At 67.4% G+C, this 19,105-nt stretch carries 14 protein-coding genes; 4 read left to right on the forward strand and 10 right to left on the reverse strand.

Annotation, left to right across the window (positions count from 1 at the left end; all coding sequences use genetic code 11):
• Positions 1-257: 257 nt before the first annotated feature.
• From KR541_RS25440 to KR541_RS25450, 3 genes are read right to left on the reverse strand one after another with little or no spacing between them, the layout of a single operon-like run.
• Positions 258-1,724, reverse strand: a complete 1,467-nt coding sequence (locus tag KR541_RS25440) for an efflux transporter outer membrane subunit (protein ID WP_124631055.1) — start codon at positions 1,722-1,724, stop codon at positions 258-260.
• Positions 1,717-2,922: an efflux RND transporter periplasmic adaptor subunit gene (locus tag KR541_RS25445; protein WP_216089879.1), complete on the reverse strand. Its 1,206-nt coding sequence runs from the start codon at positions 2,920-2,922 to the stop codon at positions 1,717-1,719. Before KR541_RS25445 ends, KR541_RS25440 begins: the two co-directional genes overlap by 8 nt.
• Positions 2,912-6,166: an efflux RND transporter permease subunit gene (locus KR541_RS25450; protein ID WP_050012848.1), complete on the reverse strand. Its 3,255-nt coding sequence runs from the start codon at positions 6,164-6,166 to the stop codon at positions 2,912-2,914. The genes KR541_RS25445 and KR541_RS25450 overlap by 11 nt, the downstream gene beginning before the upstream one ends.
• Before the next feature lie 423 nt (positions 6,167-6,589).
• On the opposite strand from KR541_RS25450, the gene KR541_RS25455 reads away from it, so the two are divergent.
• Positions 6,590-6,964: a hypothetical protein gene (locus tag KR541_RS25455; protein WP_050012847.1), complete on the forward strand. Its 375-nt coding sequence runs from the start codon at positions 6,590-6,592 to the stop codon at positions 6,962-6,964.
• Between the two features lie 102 nt (positions 6,965-7,066).
• Here KR541_RS25455 and KR541_RS25460 read toward each other — a convergent pair whose 3' ends face one another.
• The 3 genes from KR541_RS25460 to KR541_RS25470 form a co-directional block, all read right to left on the reverse strand.
• Positions 7,067-7,825, reverse strand: coding sequence for an SDR family oxidoreductase (locus tag KR541_RS25460; RefSeq protein ID WP_050012846.1), 759 nt, complete (start codon positions 7,823-7,825; stop codon positions 7,067-7,069).
• A 184-nt stretch (positions 7,826-8,009) separates the two neighbouring features.
• Positions 8,010-8,957: an alpha/beta hydrolase gene (locus KR541_RS25465; protein WP_050012845.1), complete on the reverse strand. Its 948-nt coding sequence runs from the start codon at positions 8,955-8,957 to the stop codon at positions 8,010-8,012.
• Positions 8,958-9,018: 61 nt separating this feature from the next.
• Positions 9,019-10,116, reverse strand: coding sequence for an OpgC domain-containing protein (locus KR541_RS25470; protein WP_050012876.1), 1,098 nt, complete (start codon positions 10,114-10,116; stop codon positions 9,019-9,021).
• Positions 10,117-10,497: 381 nt separating this feature from the next.
• Between KR541_RS25470 and KR541_RS25475 the strand changes: the two genes are divergently transcribed.
• Positions 10,498-11,652 (forward strand): porin, encoded by a 1,155-nt coding sequence (locus KR541_RS25475; RefSeq protein ID WP_050012844.1) that lies wholly within the window; start codon positions 10,498-10,500, stop codon positions 11,650-11,652.
• Positions 11,653-11,693: 41 nt separating this feature from the next.
• On the opposite strand, the gene KR541_RS25480 is transcribed toward KR541_RS25475, so the two are convergent.
• Complete coding sequence (locus KR541_RS25480) at positions 11,694-12,605, reverse strand: LysR family transcriptional regulator (protein WP_050012843.1); 912 nt, start codon at positions 12,603-12,605, stop codon at positions 11,694-11,696.
• Positions 12,606-12,748: 143 nt separating this feature from the next.
• Here KR541_RS25480 and KR541_RS25485 point away from each other — a divergent pair, with 143 nt between their 5' ends.
• Complete coding sequence (locus KR541_RS25485) at positions 12,749-13,750, forward strand: aldo/keto reductase (RefSeq protein ID WP_050012842.1); 1,002 nt, start codon at positions 12,749-12,751, stop codon at positions 13,748-13,750.
• A 129-nt stretch (positions 13,751-13,879) separates the two neighbouring features.
• Entirely contained in the window at positions 13,880-14,620 is a 741-nt protein-coding gene (locus tag KR541_RS25490) for a sulfite exporter TauE/SafE family protein (RefSeq protein ID WP_050012841.1), read from the forward strand.
• A gap of 83 nt (positions 14,621-14,703) precedes the next feature.
• Here KR541_RS25490 and KR541_RS25495 read toward each other — a convergent pair whose 3' ends face one another.
• From KR541_RS25495 to KR541_RS25505, 3 genes are all read right to left on the reverse strand, one after another.
• Positions 14,704-16,854, reverse strand: a complete 2,151-nt coding sequence (locus KR541_RS25495) for a hypothetical protein (RefSeq protein WP_050012840.1) — start codon at positions 16,852-16,854, stop codon at positions 14,704-14,706.
• 504 nt (positions 16,855-17,358) lie between these two features.
• Entirely contained in the window at positions 17,359-17,745 is a 387-nt protein-coding gene (locus tag KR541_RS25500; RefSeq protein ID WP_050012839.1) for an ester cyclase, read from the reverse strand.
• A gap of 46 nt (positions 17,746-17,791) precedes the next feature.
• Positions 17,792-18,688, reverse strand: coding sequence for a LysR substrate-binding domain-containing protein (locus KR541_RS25505; RefSeq protein ID WP_050012838.1), 897 nt, complete (start codon positions 18,686-18,688; stop codon positions 17,792-17,794).
• Positions 18,689-19,105 lie beyond the last annotated feature (417 nt).

Here is a 19,105-nt window from a genome sequence, read left to right on the forward strand (position 1 = left end):
ATGATGATTGAACGGGTTCATCCACCGGCGCGGCGTGTCGGTGTCGCGCACGGGTTGAGGACAAGCATAGGCGGCGGACATTAGCGGATCGGCATACGCAACGTGAAAAGAAATTCATGCATCGGCGCGCAGTCGCGGCGACATCAAACCGGCATGCCGTGAAGCGTTCCGCGCGGTCGGGCAGACGTAAAAAACGGCACCCGTCATCGCGACGGGTGCCTTGAAATACGACACGCCTCGTCCGTGTCGCAAGGGAATCAGTTCGCTGCACGGGCCGGCGTCGCAGCCGGTGCTTGCGTACCGGATGCGGCTTCATCGGTCGACCACCCGCCGCCCAGCGCGGCGATCAACCCCACCGCCGCCAGTTGCCGGCGCGTGTCCAGCGCCAGCATCGCAACCTTCGTATTGAGTTCGGTGGTCTGCGCGGTTACCACATCGAGATAGCTGACGACGCCGTCCCGATAGCGCGACATCGACAACTGCAACGTGCGTTCGGCCGCCTCGAGTGCTTCCTGCTCGCGATCGGCTTCGTCGCCGAGGTGATGCGTGAGTGCGAGGTTGTCTTCCACCTGCTGGCACGCGTCGAGCACCACCGCGCGGTATTTCGCGCCGTTCTCGGCCAACTGCGCGCGCGCCTGGTCGGTGAGCGCCTGGCGCCGGCCGCCGTCGAACAGCGTCAGCGCGAGGCTGGGCCCGATCGACCAGATCTCGTTCGGCGCGCGGAGCCATTGGCCGAGGCCCGAGCTTTGGTAGCCGCCGACCAGCCCGAGCGTGACGTCGGGGAAGAACGCCGCGCGCACCACGCCGATCTTCGCGTTGGCGGCGGCCATGCGCCGCTCGGCGGCCGCGACGTCGGGTCGCCGCTGCAGCAGCGTCGCGGGAATGCCGGCCGGGATCGTCGGCAGGTACGCCGCGTTCAGGTTCGGCGTCAGCGAGAACGACGACGCCGGTACGCCCGTGAGCGTCGCGATCGCGTGCTCGTCGAGCGCGCGCCGCGCCCGTATGTCCTCGGCCGACGCCCGGGCCGAATCGAGCTGCGTCTGCGCGCGCGACACGTCGAGATCGGACGCGATGCCGCCCGCGTGCCGGCTCATCGTCAGGCGCAGCGCGCGCCGGTAGGTGTCGATCGTGTCGGCCAGCAACCGTTGCTGCTGATCGAGCCCGCGCAGGCTGAAGTACGCGCTGGCGAGGCTGGCCTGCAGGCGCAGTTGGACCGACGCGAGATCGTCGGCGCTGGCCCGTGCGTCGGCGCGCCCGGCCTCGACTTCGTTGCGGACTTTCCCCCACAAGTCGAGGTCGTAGTCGAAGCCGGCGTCGAGGGTGTTGTCGCCATAGACGTTCGGCTGGTTCGAGCCGCGCAGCGGCCGCGTGGCCGATTGGCGGTTGCTCGAGACCTGCGCGCCGAGGCCGATGGTCGGGAACAGCCCCGAGCGCGCCTGATCGAACAGCGCGGCCGCTTCGTCGTGGCGCGCCACGGCCGCGGCCACGTCGGGGTTGGCCGCGGCCACCCGTGCCTCGAGCCGGTCGAGCACGGGGTCGCGAAACGCCGTCCACCAGCCGTCGCGCGCGATGCGGTCGGCCGGCTTCGCGGCCTGCCAGCCGCCCGCTTCCTTGAAGCTGGCCGGCAGCGCCGTTTGCGGCGCGTGATAGGCGGGCGCGAACGAGCACGCGCAGAGGAACGCGACGCCGGCGAGCATCGCGCAGAGCCGAAGCCGGTTAGCCATGCGCACGCTCCGTGTTGCGCTTGGCAGACGCAACGGTGGGGGCCGGCGCCGCGAGCCTGACCGGGTCGCCGTCGGCCAGCGAATCGGGCGGATTGTCGATCACGCGATCGTCCGGCGCGAGGCCGGTCGCGATCTGCACGTGCGTGCCGAGATCGGTCGCGATCGTCACGGGCTTGAATACCGCGCGATCGTCCTTGCCGACCACGGCGACCTGCAGGCCGGCCTGCCGGAAGATCAACGAGCTGGCCGGAATCGTCAGCACGTGGGTGCTGCCGGCCGGTAGCGCGAAATGCACTTCGGTGTATTCGCCGGGGATCAGCTTGCCGTCGCGGTTGTCGACCATCAACTGGACGAGCAGCGTGCCGGTCGAATCGGCGATCGCGTCGTCGGTATCGGCGAGCGTCGCCTGGAAGGTCTCGCCCGGATGCTCGGGCACGGTCAGCGTGGCCGTCATGCCGGGCCGGATCGCGGCGGCCTCGTTCTGCGGCACGCTCACGTAGACGCGCATCCGGTGGACGTCGGACACCGCAAACAGCTCCGGGCCGGCGCCGCCGCCGGCCGAGATCAACTGGCCGATGTCGGTCTTGCGCGCGGTGACGACGCCGTCGAACGGCGCGACGATGCGCTTGAACGCCTCCAGCGCGTCGAGGCGCCGCACGTTTGCTTCGTTGGCGGCGACGATCGCCTGCTTGGCCGCGAGGTCGCTGGTCTTCTCGTCGGTTTCCTGCTGCGACACCGAATCCTGCGCGAGCATTCTGGTCCAGCGCGCGGCCGTGGACGCGGCCAGCTTCTCGTTGGCGAGCGAGCTCTGCAGGTCGGCACGCGCCTGCTGCAATTGCTGGTCGAGTTCGGGCGTATCGATCAGCCCGAGCAATTGCCCCGACTTCACGTGCGCGCCGATATCGGTGTACCACGCATGCAGGTAGCCCGACACCTGCGCGTGGATCGGCGCGCTCTCGAATGCGGACAGATGGCCGGGCAGCACGAGCGTCGCGCCGTCGCCGCCGGCCGACGGCGTGTACGCGACCACGGTCGGCACCGCCTGTTCGGCGGACCAGGTCGTCATTTCCTGTTTCGCGTGCGCGCGGCCGACGATGCCGGTCGCCACGATGCCGACCGCGATCAGCGCGGTGAGCGTGGCGACGAGCTTGAGGTTGGGCAGCCGTTTCGGCGACTTGATATCGATCTCAGTGGACATGGGAGGCTCCGGACGCGGAAAGGGAGGAAGCGCGGGACGCGTCGTGCTTCAGCGCGTCGCGCCGATGCACGAGGCTGAACACGACGGGAACGAAGAACAGCGTCGCGATCGTCGCGCACGCAAGGCCGCCGATCACCGCGCGGCCGAGCGGTGCGTTCTGCTCGCCGCCGTCGCCGAGGCCGAGCGCCATCGGCGCCATGCCGATGATCATCGCGAGCGCGGTCATCAGCACCGGGCGGAACCGCGTGAAACCGGCTTCGAGCGCGGCGGCCAGCGCGTTGCCGGTGTCGGCCAGGCGTTCGCGCGCGAAACTGACGACGAGGATCGCGTTGGCGGTGGCCACGCCCATGCACAGGATCGCGCCGGTCAGCGCCGGCACCGACAGCGGCGTATGCGTGGTGAACAGCATCCAGACGATGCCGGCCAGCGCCGCCGGCAGCGCCGAGACGATCACGAAAGCGTCGGCCCACGAATGGAAGTTCACGACGATCAGCAGGTAGATCAGCACGATCGCGCCCACGAGGCCGAGCAGCAGGCCGGCGAACGCGCCGTTCATGGTCTGCACCTGGCCGCGCAGCGTGACGGTCGAGCCCTTCGGCAGATCCTTCGCGGTGGCTTTGACGATGTCGTCGATGTCGGCCGCGACCGCACCGAGGTCGCGCCCCTGGGTGGTCGCGTAGATGTCGAACAGCGGTTCGATGTTGTAGTGCGACACCACTGCGTTGCCGACGCCGCGCGTGATCGTGGCCAGGCCGCCCAGCAACTGGGACTGGCCGTTCGCGCCGGTGACCGGCAGGTTCCGCAGCGCCGACAGCGTGGTCATCCTGTACTGCGGCGTTTGCGCGACGATCGGATAGGACACGCCGTTGTGCGGGTTGAGCCAGTAGGTCGGGTCGACCTGGCTGGTGCCGGCCAGCGTCGCGACCACCGAGTTCGTCACGTCCTGCTCGGTGATGCCGAGCTGGTCGGCGCGCGTGCGATCGACCGTCACCGTGAACTGCGGATAGGTGCTGGCCTGCTGGATGCGCGGATCGGCGACGCCGGCGACCAGCCGCAGCTTGCGGTACAGCTCGCGCGCATAAGCGAGATTGGCCTGCTGGTTCGGGCCGGCCACCTGCAGGTCGACCGGCGCCGGCGCGCCGAAGTTGAGGATCTGGCTGACGATGTCGGCGGGCAGGAACGAGAACGTGGTGCCCGGATAGGCGCGCGGCAGGCGTTCGCGCAGCGTGTGCACGTAGTCGGCGGTCGGCGCGTGATCGTGCGACAGCGAGATCAGGATGTCGCCGTCCTGCGGCCCGAGCGTGCCGCTGTTGTTGTAGGTCAGGTTGATCCCGCTGTTCGGCAAGCCGATGTTGTCGATCACTGCACGCAACTGCGCGGGCGGGATCACGCCGCGAATCGTGTTCTCGATGCGGTCGAGCTCGGCGGCGGTTTCCTCGACACGTGTGCCGACCGGCGCACGCACGTGTAGCGCGATCTCGCCGGAATCGATGGTCGGGAAGAAATTGCGGCCGAGCGACGGGGCGAGCAGGAAGGACGCGGCCACGATGCCGAGGAAGGCGACGACGAACGGCTTGCGGCGCGTGAGCGCGAGGCCGAGCAGGATTCGGTACGACGCGCGCACGGCTTCGAAGCGGCGCTCGAACGCACGCTGGAAGCGCACCAGCGGATTGCGCGACGGCGGGACGTCGTGCGCGCCGGCATGGCCCGCGTGCGGATCCATGACCGCGGCCAGTTCGCCCGACGCGTGACCGGCCGATGCGTGCGGCTTGAGCAGGTATTGCGCGAGCATCGGCACGAAGGTGCGCGACAGCACGAACGACGACGCCATCGAGAAGATCACCGCCTTGGCCATCGGCACGAACAGGAAGCGCGAGATGCCGTCGAGCATCAGCATCGGCACGAACACGATGCAGATGCACAGCAGCGAGACGAGCGCCGGCATCACGATCTGTTTCGCGCCGTCGACGATCGCGGTGCGCGTGTCCTTGCCCTGTTCGAGGTGCCAGTTCACGTTCTCGATCGTCACGGTCGCATCGTCGACCAGGATCCCGACCGCGAGCGCGAGGCCGCCGAGCGTCATCACGTTGAGCGTTTCGCCGGTGGCCGCGAGCAGCGCGATCGCCGACAGCACGGCCAGCGGGATCGACGCGGCGATGATCAGCGTCGAGCGCCACGAGCCGAGGAACAGCAGGATCATCAGCGAGGTCAGCGCGGCGGCGATGATGCCTTCGCGCGCGACGCCGCTGACGGCGCCGTTCACGAAGGTCGACTGGTCGCCCATCGTGACGAGCTTCAGGCCCGGCGGCAGCGTCTGTTCGACCAGCGGCAGCTTCGCCTTCACGCCGGCGATGATGTCGAGCGTCGAGGCCGAGCCGTTCTTCAGGATGCTCATCAGCACCGCGCGGTGGCCGTCCACGCGCACGATGTTGCCCTGCGGCGGATAGCCGTCGCGCACATGCGCGACGTCACGGACATAAATCGTCGTGCCGTCGACCGACTTGATCGGCAGGTCGTTCAGCGCGTCGAGCGAGAGCGGGCTGTTGTTGAGCTTGATGTTGTATTCGAAGCGGCCGATCTTCTGCGTACCGGCCGGGATGATCTGGTTCTGCTGCGCGAGCGCGTGCGCGACGTCCTGCGCCGACAGCCCTTTCGACTGCAGCGCCTGCGGGTCGAGATCGATCTGCACTTCACGTGTCTTGCCGCCGTACGGCGTCGGAATCGCAACGCCCGGCACCGACAGCAACTGCGGTCGAATGAAGTTGACCGCGTAATCGCCGAGCTTCTGTTCGTCGAGCGTGTTGCTGGTCAGCGCGATCTGCAGCACGGGCACGGTCGACGCGTTGTAGTTGAGGATCTGCGGCGGCGTGGTGCCGGGCGGCATCTGCTTGAGCACGGTCTGCGAGATCGACGTGACCTGCGCGGTCGCCGTGCGGATATCGACCGTCGGCTGGAAGAAGATCTTCACGATGCCGTAGCCGCGGAACGATTGCGACTCGATATGCTGGACATCGTTGACCGTCGTGCCGAGCGTGCGCTCGTAGTACGTGATCACGCGTCCGGACATGTCGTCCGGCTGCAGGCCCGCGTAGTTCCAGACGACGCTGATCACCGGGATGCGGATGTCCGGGAAGATGTCGATCGGCGTTCGGACCGCCGCGAGCGGGCCCGCGATCAGGATCAGCAGCGCCAGTACGACGAACGTATAGGGCCGGGCGAGCGCGAGCCGGACAATTTTCAGCATGAGGTGCTGCTCCGTTCAATATCGTCGTGAAGAAGAGCCGGATGTGCGCGTCGTCGGGAAAAACCCGAGGCGCAACCGATGAGCGCATTCTGCGGAGCGGCCACTAACAGCCGGTCGCAAAAAAGATGAAACAAGTTTTAAGGAGCGGGTGGGCTTAACCGGGCAGGTGGCCGCGAGCCGCGGATCGTCTTCGACGTCGGGATGTGTGCCACGGCGTGCGCGATGCCGGGGGGATCAGGCGGCGGCAAGCTGCGTGGCGGCGCGGTCGGGTGTGCGATAGGGGTCGATCACATAGCCGATGAAGCTGCGCACTTTTCCAGCGCTTTCTAAAAAAAGATTCATGCGCAGTTCACGAATCTTCAGCCGGTTCAGATGTACCGAGGTCGATAATGGGATCGCGTCATTCCGGCAAGGACGACAAAAATGACACAACCGTTGAGCATCAAGATGATCGAGGAGCGCGGCAAGCTCGTGGTGCTGATGTCGATCGAACGGGGCGCAGCCGTGCTCGATCCGGAAGACGTGGACGCAGTCATCCAGTACTTGAGTCTGCTGCGCGCGTCGATGCAGCCGGCGGTGCCGGAGCGTCCGCCACACGGGCAGCAATTCGTGACGGAAATGGATCCCTGCTGGTATGCCGAGCGCCATCCGGTGCAGGGCGGCGTGGTGCTGTTACTGCGTCATGGCGGGCTCGGTTGGGCAAGCTTCGCACTACCGCCGTGCAGCCTCGAACGGTTGCACGCTTCGCTGACGCAACTGCTCGAGGACGAGCGGCGAGCGATCAGCCTGCCGCACTGAATCTGCTTCGCGAACGTGCTTGCATGCAGCGTCGTTGCGACGGAGTGATTCGGTAGCAGCCAGTGCGTGAACGCCGCCTCCCGGCACGGGCCGCGGCGCGCGCTATCCGCGCCCGACGAACGGCATCGCGGTCGCCATGATCGTCATGTTGAGGATGTTGGTATCGAGCGGCAGATTCGCCATCTGGACGACCGCGTTCGCGACATGCGCGACGTCCATCCGCGGCTCGGGCGCCAGGCTGCCGTCCGCTTGCGGGACGCCTTGCGTCATCCGTTCCGTGAGCGACGTCGCGGCGTTGCCGATGTCGATCTGGCCGCACGCGATGTTGTATCGGCGGCCGTCCAGCGCCAGCGACTTCGTGATTCCGGTTACCGCGTGCTTGGTGGCCGTGTACGCGATCGTATCGGGGCGCGGTGCGTGCGCCGAGATCGAGCCGTTGTTGATGATCCGGCCGCCCTGCGGCGTTTGCGTTTTCATCAGCCGCCACGCGGCGCGCGCGCACAGGAAGACGCCGGTCAGGTTCGTCGCGACGACGCTGTTCCACACGTCGAGTTCGTATTCGTCGAGGGACACGACCGGGGCGTTGCGCCCGGCATTGTTGAACAGGACGTCGAGCCGGCCGAACCGTTGCGCGATCTGCGCGAACGCGTGGTCGACCGACGCTTCGTCGGTGACGTCGACGGGAAACACTTCGGCGTCGCTGCCGGCGGCGCGGATCGCGTCCTGCGTGTCGCGCAGCGACGCCTCCGTGCGCCCGAGCAGCGCGACGATGAAGCCGGCCTGGGCGAGTGCGAGGGCCGCGGCGCGACCGATGCCGGAGCCGGCGCCCGTGACGGCGGCGAATTTCTTCGAGACGGACATGGCGTGATTTCCTGCGGGTCGAGTAGGGGAGGCAGGCGACGAACGATGTCATCGCCACTTCGGCAATGTAGACGAAATGCGGCGGGTACGGATTCAGGCGACGCCGTCAAGCGCATCGGATGCCATGGTTTTCGCTGAACGCGGAGCCGAGCAAGCGGCACGGCGGGACAATGCCCGCCGGCCGTCACTTCACGCACTCCAGCGCATACTTCAACCCCTGCCCGAGCAACCCGCGCCAGACGTCCCACGTATGCCCGCCGTCGACGATGCGCAGCTCGGCCGGGTTCTGCGCGCGGCGCAGGTGCGTGTACAGCACGCTCGATTCCGCCTGGATCGTCAGGTCGTCGTCGCCGGCCGCGATGAACATCGGCACGCGCCAATTGCGCGCGAAATAGCCGCGCAGCAGTGCCGGGTAGTTCAGCTCGTGCCACACGCGCGAATCGAACTGCCGGTCGCCGAACACGCCGACGTAGCGCGCGGCGGAATTGAGCGGCGGCTCGTTCGCATAGATCGCGGGGCTCAGCAGCATCGCGCCGCAGAACAGCCCCGGTTCGAGCAGCGAGAAGCGCAGCGCGCCGAAGCCGCCCATCGACACGCCGCCGATCGCGCGGCCCGCGCGCTGGTTCGACACCGCGAAGTGCGCTTCGACTTCGGGCAGCAGGTCGTTGAGGAACGCGCTCTGCATCTTCTCCTTGCGGTCGACGTACCAGTCGGTGCCGCCCTGCGGCATCACGATCACGACCGGCGGAATGTCGTGGCGCTCGATCAGCGTGTCGGCGGTGGCCTGCAGCCGGCCTTGCGTGACCCAGTCGTTCGCGTTGCCCGCGTTGCCGTGCAGCAGGTACATCACCGGGTAGCGCGCGCCTTCCGGGTTGTAGCCGGGCGGCAGGTAGACCGTGTACGACCAGTCGCGCTTCAGCGACGCCGACCGGAACGTGCGCAGCACGACGCTGCTGCCCGGATTGACGGGCGGCTCCTGCGCGGTCGATGGCGTCGTCGCGGTCTGGACGGCCGGCGGCGCGGGCGATATGGCCGGCGCGGCGGCAGGCGCGGCCGACGGTGGCGTGGCGTGGGCGGTGGCGATCGCGCCGGCGATCAGGGCGAGGGCGAATGGAAGGGCGAGTCGGCGCATGGCGAATCGTTTCAGGAGTGGCGCCGGCTATCGTAGCAGCGGCGCATGACGGCGCGGCGCGTCATGGCCGCGAACCGAACGGCAGCCGCGCGACGAGCGGCCCGTAGAGTTTGGCGACGAGATACAGCAGTCCGATCGCGACCACGTCGGCGGTCAGGCCGAGCGGCACGTCGAGATAGCCTTCGGTCGCCTGGTAGAGCAGCGAATCGACCGCGAGCGAGATGCCGGTGCCCGCGACGAAGCACAGCAATCCCTGCCGGCCGATCGTGCCGATCCACGGCATCGCGTGCGCGACCTTCTTCATCCAGCCGAGGTGCACGAGCTTGGCGGCGAGCCACGCGATCGCGAGGAAGTTCACGAGCCGTAGCGCGCCGAGGTTCTGCTTGATCGACGGATCGGTCGGGAACGGCTCGATGCGCAGCCGGTAGTACGCGCCGGCCGCGACGATCGCGAGCGCCGCGGCCGTCAGCAGCCAGCCCTGCGGCTTCGGCGCGAGGGTCTGGTAGACGGGCTGGCAGCGCGCGATCACGCCGAGCACGAACAGGAATTGCCACGCGAACGGGTTGAAATCCCACGGCGCGCCTTCGACGGTCGGCAAGAAGCGTGCGACGTGCGGCGCCGCGTACCACAGCGATCCGCTGAACGCGAGCATCAGCCAGGGCTGCGTGCGCGCGAGCGGCAGCGCGAGCGGGACGAGCAGCGCGAAGAACGCGTACATCGGCAGCACCGACGCGAGGTAGGGCTGGCGGCGGAACAGCAGGATGTCGCGCAGCGCGGCGAGCGGCTTGTGCAGCAGCCCGTCGAGATCGTTGGTCGGCATGTTCGGGCCGTCGATCGCGAACGCGTTCAGCACGGCGGTGATCAGCAGCATCAGGCCGGCCGTCACCAGGAACGCGCGGTAGATCTCGAACGCGCGCCGGATGAAACGCTGGCGTGCGGCGGCCTCGTCATGCCGCTCGGCGAGCGAGTTGTACGCAATGGCGGTCGCGAAGCCGCCGAGGAACACGAACACCTCGGCCGCGTCGCACAGCGCGTACGCGTGCAGCGTCACGCGCGACAGGATGCTGCCGCCGATGTGGTCGACGACGATGACGAGCAGCACGAGGCCGCGGAAGAAATCGAGCTCGGCGTAGCGGCCGGCTCGGGCCGGCGCGGTCATCGGGGCGCCTTTCGGCACGGGCCGCGGGCGCGGCCGGTACGCGCCGCGCATGAATCGGGGTCAAGCATGACTTCGTGAAGAAATGGCGAACGGATGCGCATTGTGCCATCGATGCGAAGCCTTCCGGGTTTACGCGAATGGCGGGCCGGCCGGCCGCTACCGACAAGCCCGGTCAGGCCGTCCGCGCAAGGGGCAGTTGGACGAGCGCAACGCTTTGCGCGCGACGACCCGCACCCGATGGACGGGCGGTTTGCGTCGTGACACCATTTTGTCCTCACGCGGCCGCACACCGCGTCGTCCGCCCTGCGGGCCACACATACAACAGATCGAACAATTCGCCGGGCGCATGGCCTGCCCGGCCCCCGGCTCCGGAGATTCGTCATGAGGAAGCACGTCATTTTTGTCGCCGCGCTCGCCGCCTTCGCCGCGCCGGCCTTTGCCGAGACCAGCGTGACGCTGTACGGCGTGATCGACGAAGGCTTCAATTACACGAACAACGTCAACGTCAATGGGGTCGGAAAGACCAATTACCAGCTCGCAAGCGGCTATGCTCAGGGCAGCCGGTGGGGCCTGAAGGGCAGCGAGGATCTCGGCGGCGGGCTGAAGGCGGTCTTCACGCTGGAAAACGGTTTCGACGTGAACAACGGCCGGCTCGGCCAGGGCGGCCGCATGTTCGGCCGTCAGGCGTTCGTCGGGCTGTCCGAGTCGCGCTTCGGCACGCTGACCTTCGGCCGTCAGTACGATGCCGTCGTCGACTATCTCGCGCCGCTGACCGCGAACGGCAACTGGGGCGGCACGCTGTTCTCGCACCCGTTCGACAACGACAACACGGACAACTCGTTCCGCGTCAACAACACGGTCAAGTACGCGAGCGCCGACTGGAACGGCCTGACGTTCGGCGGCACGTACAGCTTCAGCAACAGCACGGGCTTCTCGAACAACCGCCAGTACAGCATCGGCGCGCAGTATTCGCTGGCCGGGCTGCAGGTCGCGGCCGCGTACCTGCAGGCGAACAACCCGGGCATCGGCAACGCGGGCGCGATCGCGGCCGACGACGCGAACTTCGTCGCCGATCGGCTGCGCATCTTCGGCGGCGGCGTCAACTACACGTTCGGCCCGGCGACGGTCGGCGTCGTCTATACGAAGACCGACGTGAAGAACCCGGTATCGACGGTCTACCTGCCGGCGTCGACGTTCGCCGGCCTCGGGCTGACCGCGACGAAGTTCCAGAACTTCGAGATCAACGGCAAGTACCAGCTCACGCCCGAGTTCTACCTCGGCGCGCAGTACGTGTATACGGACGGCAAGTACGACGCCGCGGCCGGTTCGTTCAAGCCGAAGTACCACACGGTCGGCCTGATGGCCGACTACAGCCTGTCGAAGCGCACCGACGTGTACCTGCAGGGCGCATGGCAGAAGGTGGGCGGCGACAAGACGGGCACGGCAGCCGACGGCGGCTATGTCGTCGGGACCGACGGCCCGTCGGCGTCGTCGAACCAGTTCGCGGTGCGCGCCGCGATCCGCCACAAGTTCTGAGGGCGGCGGCGCCGGGGCGAACGGCCCCGGCACGGCCGTCGTCAGTCCGCCCGGTGCGGGCCGTCGAGCGTTTCCGCGAGCCAGTCGACGAAGATCCGCACGCGCGGCGCGAGATGCCGGCCGGTCGGAAACACCACCGTCACGGGCAGCGGCCCCGCATTCCATTCCGGCAGCACCTCGACCAGCGAGCCGTCGGCGAGCAGCGGCGCGAGCCCGTCGCGCGGCGCCTGGATCAGCCCGAGGCCCGCGAGGCAGCACGCGAGATACGCCTGCGAGCTGTTGACCGACACGACGCTGTGCATCTTCACCGTGTGCATCTCGCCCGAATCCATGTCCGTATATTCCCAGTCCAGCTCGCGGCCCGTGCGGCTCGAGAAATAGCCGACCGCGACGTGGTCCGGCAGATCGTCCGGCGAGCGGGGCAGGCCGTGTCGCGCGAGATACGCGGGCGACGCGCAGTTGATCTGCGCCATTTCGCCGACGCGCCGCGCGACGAGCGACGTGTCGGACAGCACGCCGACCCGCACCGCGCAGTCGATGCCGTCCGCGACGAGATCGACGAAGCGGTCGGTCGTGCTGATCGCGATGCGCAGGTCGGGATAGCGCGCGTGGAAATCGGGCAGCGCCGGAATCACCTGGTTCAGCGCGAACCGCTCGGGCAGATCGACGCGGATCACGCCGCGCGGCGACGCGCCGGCATCCTCGAACAGCGTCTCCGCATCGTCGAGGTCGGCGAGCAACTGCACGCAGCGCTCGTAGTAGGTCGCGCCCTCGGCCGTCAGCGCGACGCGCCGCGTCGTGCGTTGCAGCAGGCGGATCTTCAGGTGCTTTTCCAGATACTGGACGGCATTGCTGACCGTCGGGCGCGGCAGCTGGAGCTGCTCGGCCGCTTTCGTGAAGCTGCCGAGATGGGCGACGCGCGCGAAGACGCGCATTGCTTGCAGATGGTCCATGCGGGCGAGAACCTTGGCGGGAACGGGAACAAGGCTCCATTGTTAATCACCGTCGAATGGTTTGGTGGGGCGTTTCGCGTTTATCGCGCGGCGTCGTGCGGCCAGAATCCGTTTCATCCACTCACCATTCGAAGGAAACGGACATGGACAGGCGTCAACTGGGCCGCACGGGCCCACAGGTTTCGGCGATCGGGCTCGGCTGCATGGGGATGTCGGATCTCTACGGGCCGGCCGATCGCGACGAAAGCATCGCGACGCTGCACGCGACGCTCGACCACGGCATCACGCTGCTCGATACCGGCGACTTCTACGGGATGGGCGACAACGAGATGCTGATCCGCGACGCGCTGCGCGGCCGGGCGCGCGACCAGGTGGTGATCAGCGTGAAGTTCGGCGCGCTGCGCGATCCGGCCGGCGGGTTTGCCGGCTACGACGCGCGGCCCGCGGCGATCCGGAACTTCGTCGCGTATTCGTTGAAGCGGCTCGGCACCGACTACCTCGACATCTACCGGCCGGCGCGGGTCGATCCGGCGGTGCCGATCGAGGAGACGGTCGGCGCGATCGCCGATCTCGTGAAGGCCGGCTACGTGCGCCATATCGGGCTGTCGGAAGTCGGCGCGGACACGATCCGCCGCGCGGCCGCCGTCGCGCCGATCGCCGATCTGCAGATCGAATATTCGCTGCTGTCGCGCGGGATTGAGGCCGAGATCCTGCCCGTCTGCCGCGAGCTCGGCATTGGCGTGACGGCCTACGGCGTGCTGTCGCGCGGGCTGCTGGGCGGGCGCTGGACGGCGGCGCGGCAGGGCGAGCGCGATTTCCGCGCGGCGAGCCCGCGCTTCCAGGGCGAGAACCTCGCGCACAACCTCGCGCTGGTCGACGCGCTGCGCGCGATCGCCGACGAGAAGGGCAGCAATCCGGCGCAGGTCGCGATTGCGTGGGCGCTGTCGCGTGGCGCCGACATCGTGCCGCTGGTCGGCGTGCGCAAGCGCACGCAACTGCAGGACGGTTTGCTGGCGACAGAATTGCAACTAACGGTCGAAGCGCGTGCACGCATCGAAGCGGCGGTTCCCGCCGGGGCGGCTGCCGGTGAGCGCTATCCGGCCGCGCAGATGGCGCACCTCGACAGCGAGCAGGGCCGGGGGTGATGCATGGGGCCGGGTCGGGGCCCCGAAGCCCCGTCCGGCGGGCCCGAGCCAGCCTCAGGCAAAGCCAGATGGCGGGCGGCATGGCGGGCAGGCACCATCGGCGCCGTACTCAACGGACGGAATGCCGCCATGTCAATTCATACGCTGACGATCATCGTGCTGGTTTTCCTGCTGGCCGGCGCGGTGAAGGGGATGATCGGGCTCGGGCTGCCGACGATCGCGATGGGGCTGCTGACGCTCGCGATGCCGCCGTCGGCCGCGGCGAGCCTGCTGCTCGTGCCGTCGTTCATCACCAACGTGTGGCAGTTGTGGCTCGGCCCGTCGTTCGGCGCGCTGCTGCGCCGGCTGTGGCCGCTGCTCGCCGGCCTGACGGTCGGCACGCTGACGGGCGGGCTGCCGGCGCTCGCGGCCGGCAGCACGTGGACGCACGCGGCGCTCGGCGTCGTGCTCGTGCTTTACGGGGTATGGGGGCTGGCGGCGGCGCGATTGCCCGCGCCGGGCCGCCATGAAACATGGCTGTCGGCCGTGGTCGGCTACCTGACGGGCGTCGTGACGGCCGCGACCGGCGTGTTCGTCGTACCGGCCGTGCCGTACCTGCAGGCGCTGCGGTTGTCCAAGGACGATCTGATCCAGGCGCTCGGGCTGTCGTTTACCGCATCGACGATCGTGCTCGGCTTGCAATTGCGCGTGACGGGCGCGCTGCAGACGGTCGATCTCGGCGTGTCGGCGCTCGCGCTCGTGCCCGCGCTGGCGGGAATGGCCGGCGGGCAATATGCGCGGCGCGTGATGAGCGAGAAGATGTTCAAGCGTTGCTTCTTCGTCGGGCTGATCGCGCTGGGCGCGTCTATGGCGGGATCGCGTTGGTGGTGAACGCGGGCCCGGGCACTGCATGATCCCGAAGCCGGCTTCGGCAACCGGCTTCGGGAAGGGGCGCGGGAGCGCGGTCTTGGCGCTTACGCCGGATCGGCGTACCTCAGCGTCCACCCGACCGTGCGGGTCGCGCCTGCGCCGAGCGCGAACGGTTTCGTCGTGCATGCGAAGTTCGAATGCAGCTGCCCGATCGGCGTCGTCGACAGCGGATTCGTCGTGCCGTTCGCGGTGTCGAAGGCGGACAGCGCGCAGTTGTCGAACCCGGATGCCGCATAGCGCGTCGCCGCGCTGTTTGCGTACGTTACCGACACGCCGTCGCCGTTGGCCTGCGTCGACGCGAAATCCGCGAACGACGTGAAGTCCGTCTCGACCGCGAGGTTGCCCGCGAGCGTGCCCGAACTCAGCGTATCGCTGCGCGAGATCGTGCCGTGCGCGAACGTCAGCACCGTGTGCACCTGCAGGTCGAGATCCGTCGTGTACGCGGTGTTCTTCGACGCGACGCGGAACTTCGTCGTATCGAACGACACGATCACCTGGCCGTTGCTTTGCTGCACGTTCAGGTTCTTGTAGTACGTGACGGGAATGTAGGTCTTCGCGTTGTACGTCACCTGCGGCACCAGCAGCGCATAGCCGAGGTCGGTCGTGCCGTAGATCAGCTTGTCCGAGAACGGCACCGGGTAATACGGCGTGTACGCGTCGTAGTCGGGCGCCTGGCTGAGGTTCAGGTTGATCACGCGCCGGCCGTCGCGCACGGTGAGCAGCGCGGCGCTGTACGGATGCGCGGCATCGCCCGGCTGGTTGTACCAGGTGAGCGTGTAGCGCGGCAGCGCGTCGAGCCACGCGCGGTAGTCCGCGTCGGCCATCGGCGCCTGGCCGCCGAAGCCGAGCTTGTTCCACCACGCGTTCACGTACAGGTACTGGTGCAGCAGGCTGAAGTTCTCGCCCATCACGCGCGGCTTGCCGCGATACGTGTCGGTGCCGCGGCCCTTGACCCACATGTTCACCGACGGTGTCGGCAGCGACGGGTCGTACCAGTACGTGTCGAAACGACGCGCTGCCTGGTAGATGAATGCATACGCCACCTGTTTCTCGCGATCGGTCAGCACGCCGGCATTGGCCGCGGCCGTCAGCACTTCCATGAACGCGGAATCGCCGTACGGCCCGATCGAGCGGCCATAGTTGAAGCCCTGGCCGTCGGCGTTCAGCTGCGGCAGGATCAGGTCGACCGACTTGCGCAGATAGCCCTTCAGCTCCGCCGTCAGATTCGCTTCGTTGCCCATCTCGAACGTGCGCTCGACCACTTCGCCGATCAGCAGCGTGCTGTAGCGGTCGAAGCGCGCCTGGTCGTAATAGGTCGTGTGCGTGTTCGATGCTTCGTCGGAGAACCCGCCCGACGAGTCGTTGCGGATGTGGTTCGTCAGCGTGTACAGCAGCGCGTCGCGTGCGCTCATCGTCGCGACCGCCGGATCGGTCTTCGATGCGAACGACGGGCTGCTCCAGCCGAGCTTCTGGCGCAGCCCGGCAATGCCGTAGGACACCGCATAGTAGTTCTGCGCGGTGTTGAGCGACGCGATGTCGATCGGCGTGCCGGCGGCCGGGCAGGTCGTGGTCTTGCCGCTCGCATCGGGGCCGAACATGTCGCAGAACGTGAGCCGCTGCTGCAGCGTCGCCAGCATCGCATCGCTGAAGACTTCGTTGAGCATGCCGTGCGCCTTCAGGTTGTTCAGCGCGACGAGGTAGTAGTACTCGCCCCACGAGGTATTCGCATACGCGTAGTTGCCGCCCGACTGCGCCATCATCGCGGTCGTGATCGTCTGGTACGTCGCGAGGTAGCTCGCGTATTGCGGGTCGTTCTTCGACTTCATGTCGATCAGGATGTAGGACAGGCCGAGCGCGAGCTTGCCGGGCAGGAATTTGTCGCCGGTATTCGTGTCGAGCACGTGGACGGGCGTGCCGTCGCCGAGATCCATCACCACCTGCGTGAAATCGGGCGATTTCCGGATCAGGTCGAACAGCGCGCGCATCTGGCCCATCATCGTGAGCGGGATGTTCGTGCCGGCCGGCACGCGGGTGTCGGGCGCGCCGTAGACGAGCGCCTGGAGCGAGTTCGCTGCGAGCGCGGGCGGGGTGGACGTAGGGGGCGACGACGGCGTGTCGGTCACGTCGTTGCCGCCGCACGCGCTGACGAGCACGACGGAAAGGGCGCCGAGCGTGAATCTGCTGCGCGGATGCATGGTGTCTCCAATTTTGAATAGTGATGAAACACGGGCACGTGTCGCCGATGCCGCGCTCGGTACCCATACCGGGCGTCCGCCTTGCAAACCCTGATCCCTGAAGACGGACGGCCTGAATCGCAAATCGAGCAGGCAAGCGTTCCCCCTGCACGGGCCGTGACCGGCGTCGCGCTCGAGCATTGGAAAACGTTTTCCAAATTTAGGCATCGATCGGCGCGATGTCAATGAACTTTCACATCGGATGCGCCGGTAGAAACCCGAATGGAGGAAGCCGGGGCGTGCGAGAGGGGAATCGGAATTACGCGTAAATCGTCGGGATGTTTATCTTGATGATCGCGTGGTCATCGTGCGAAAGAAAAGCTTTGAAGCGGTGAGGGCGAGCATGGGCGGGAAACGGGTTCTCGGTGCATGAAGAGAGAAAACGTTATCTATAAGAATCGGAATGCAGTAAGCCGCTCCCGGCCGCCCGCCGCCGCATGCGCCGACCCGCCGTTTCGACGACGTTCAAAGCTGCTTCTCGATCGCCGCCTTGTCGATCACCGACCACACCTGGCGGATCTTGCCGTCGTGAAACTCGTAGAACACGTTTTCGGCGAACGTGACCTTGCGGCCGTCGACGGCGAGCCCCATGAACGTTCCTTTCGGCGAACACGCGAAGCGAAGGCGGCACGCGACGCGCGGCGGCTCGCACACGAGCAGCCGGATGTCGAAGCGCAGATCGGGAATGTCGCGGAAGTCCTGCTCCAGCATCGCGCGGTAACCGGCGAGGCCGAGCGGCCGGTCGTTGTGGATCACGTCGTCGGACACGTATTCGCCGAGCGCCGTCCAGTCCTGCCGGTTCAGGCAGTCGATATACGCGCGATAGCGGGTGGCGAGATCGGTATCGGTCATGGCGATGTCTCCGTAGGTCGATGGGACGAATCGAATGCGGCGCGCGTTACGGCGGCGGCGCGTCGCCCGACAGGAACGCGACGAACTCGCGCGTGTACTTCGGCAGCGCGTCGAACGACCGCGCGCAGAGCGTCAGTTTCCGATGGCTCCACGGATCGGACAACTCGACGAGCCGCACGTCCATCGTCTGCATCGCGCGCTCGGCCGCATGCCGCGACACGATGCCGATGCCCACGCCGCTCGCGATCATGCGGCAGATCGCGTCGAAGCTCTTCAACTGCACGCGATAGCGGATCCGCTTGCCGAGCGCGCGCGCCTGGTCGGCGAGATGCACCTGCAGCGCGCTGCCGTCGGTGAGGCCGATGAAGTCTTCGCCGGCGATGTCGTCGAACGCGACCGCGCCGTACGACGCGAGCGGATGCGTGGCCGGCACGACGACGATCAGCCAGTCTTCGCGGAACGGCTTCTGTTCGAGGCCGCCGAGCCCGACCGAATCGGCGACGATGCCGACCTCGGCCGTCTTGTTGCGGATCGCATGCACGATCTCCTGGCTCGAGCGTTCCTCGACGCTGATCGACAGCTTCGGATGGTGCGGCAGGTAATCGGCCAGCGCATCGGGCAGGTATTCGCTCAGCGACGCGGTGTTGCACAGCAACCGGATATGGCCGCGCAGCCCCTGGCCGTATTGCTGCAGTTCGCCCCGCATGTGATCGATCTGCTGCAGCACGGTGCGCGCGTGGTGTTCGAGCGCGCGGCCCGCGTCGGTGGCCTGCGCGCCGGACTTGGTCCGGTGCAGCAGCGGCACGCCCAGCTCGTCCTCCATCCCGCGAATGCGCTCGCTCGCGGCCTGCAGCGTGATGTGCGTTCGCTCGGCGCCGCCCGTGATCGTGCCGGCTTCGCAGATGTTCAGGAAGAGCCGCAGGTCGGTCAGGTCGAAGCGCATGATGGGCGGAGGGATGGCTCGGGGAATGGCCGATAAGTTAGCAGGAACCGCGGCGGCGGTCTCAGGGCCAGCCTGAGACCCGGTTCGCCGCTTCCGCATTTTCGGGGCGCGATCGACGCCCGATCATGGACGCACATCAACCGCGGAGCCCGTCATGCAGATCGATTCGTCGTGGGGCGTGTCGTTCAAGATCGCGCTGCATCTGCTGTTCCTGTGTATCGGCGTCGCGTGGGCCGGTGCCGAATTCGTCGCATGGTTGCGATGAATGTCGTCGCGCGACTATCGAAACAAATGAACCATAGTTTTTTGCGACGAAAATTCTTCCGTTTTTCTGCGCCCAGACCATCAAGTTTTTCCGGATCGGACCGTATTACCGGTAGCGAATGCCGGCCGGCATCCGGTCCGTGATCGTTTGTC

This window comes from Burkholderia sola (assembly GCF_905400185.1).
GTDB classification, from domain to species: Bacteria; Pseudomonadota; Gammaproteobacteria; order Burkholderiales; family Burkholderiaceae; genus Burkholderia; species Burkholderia sola.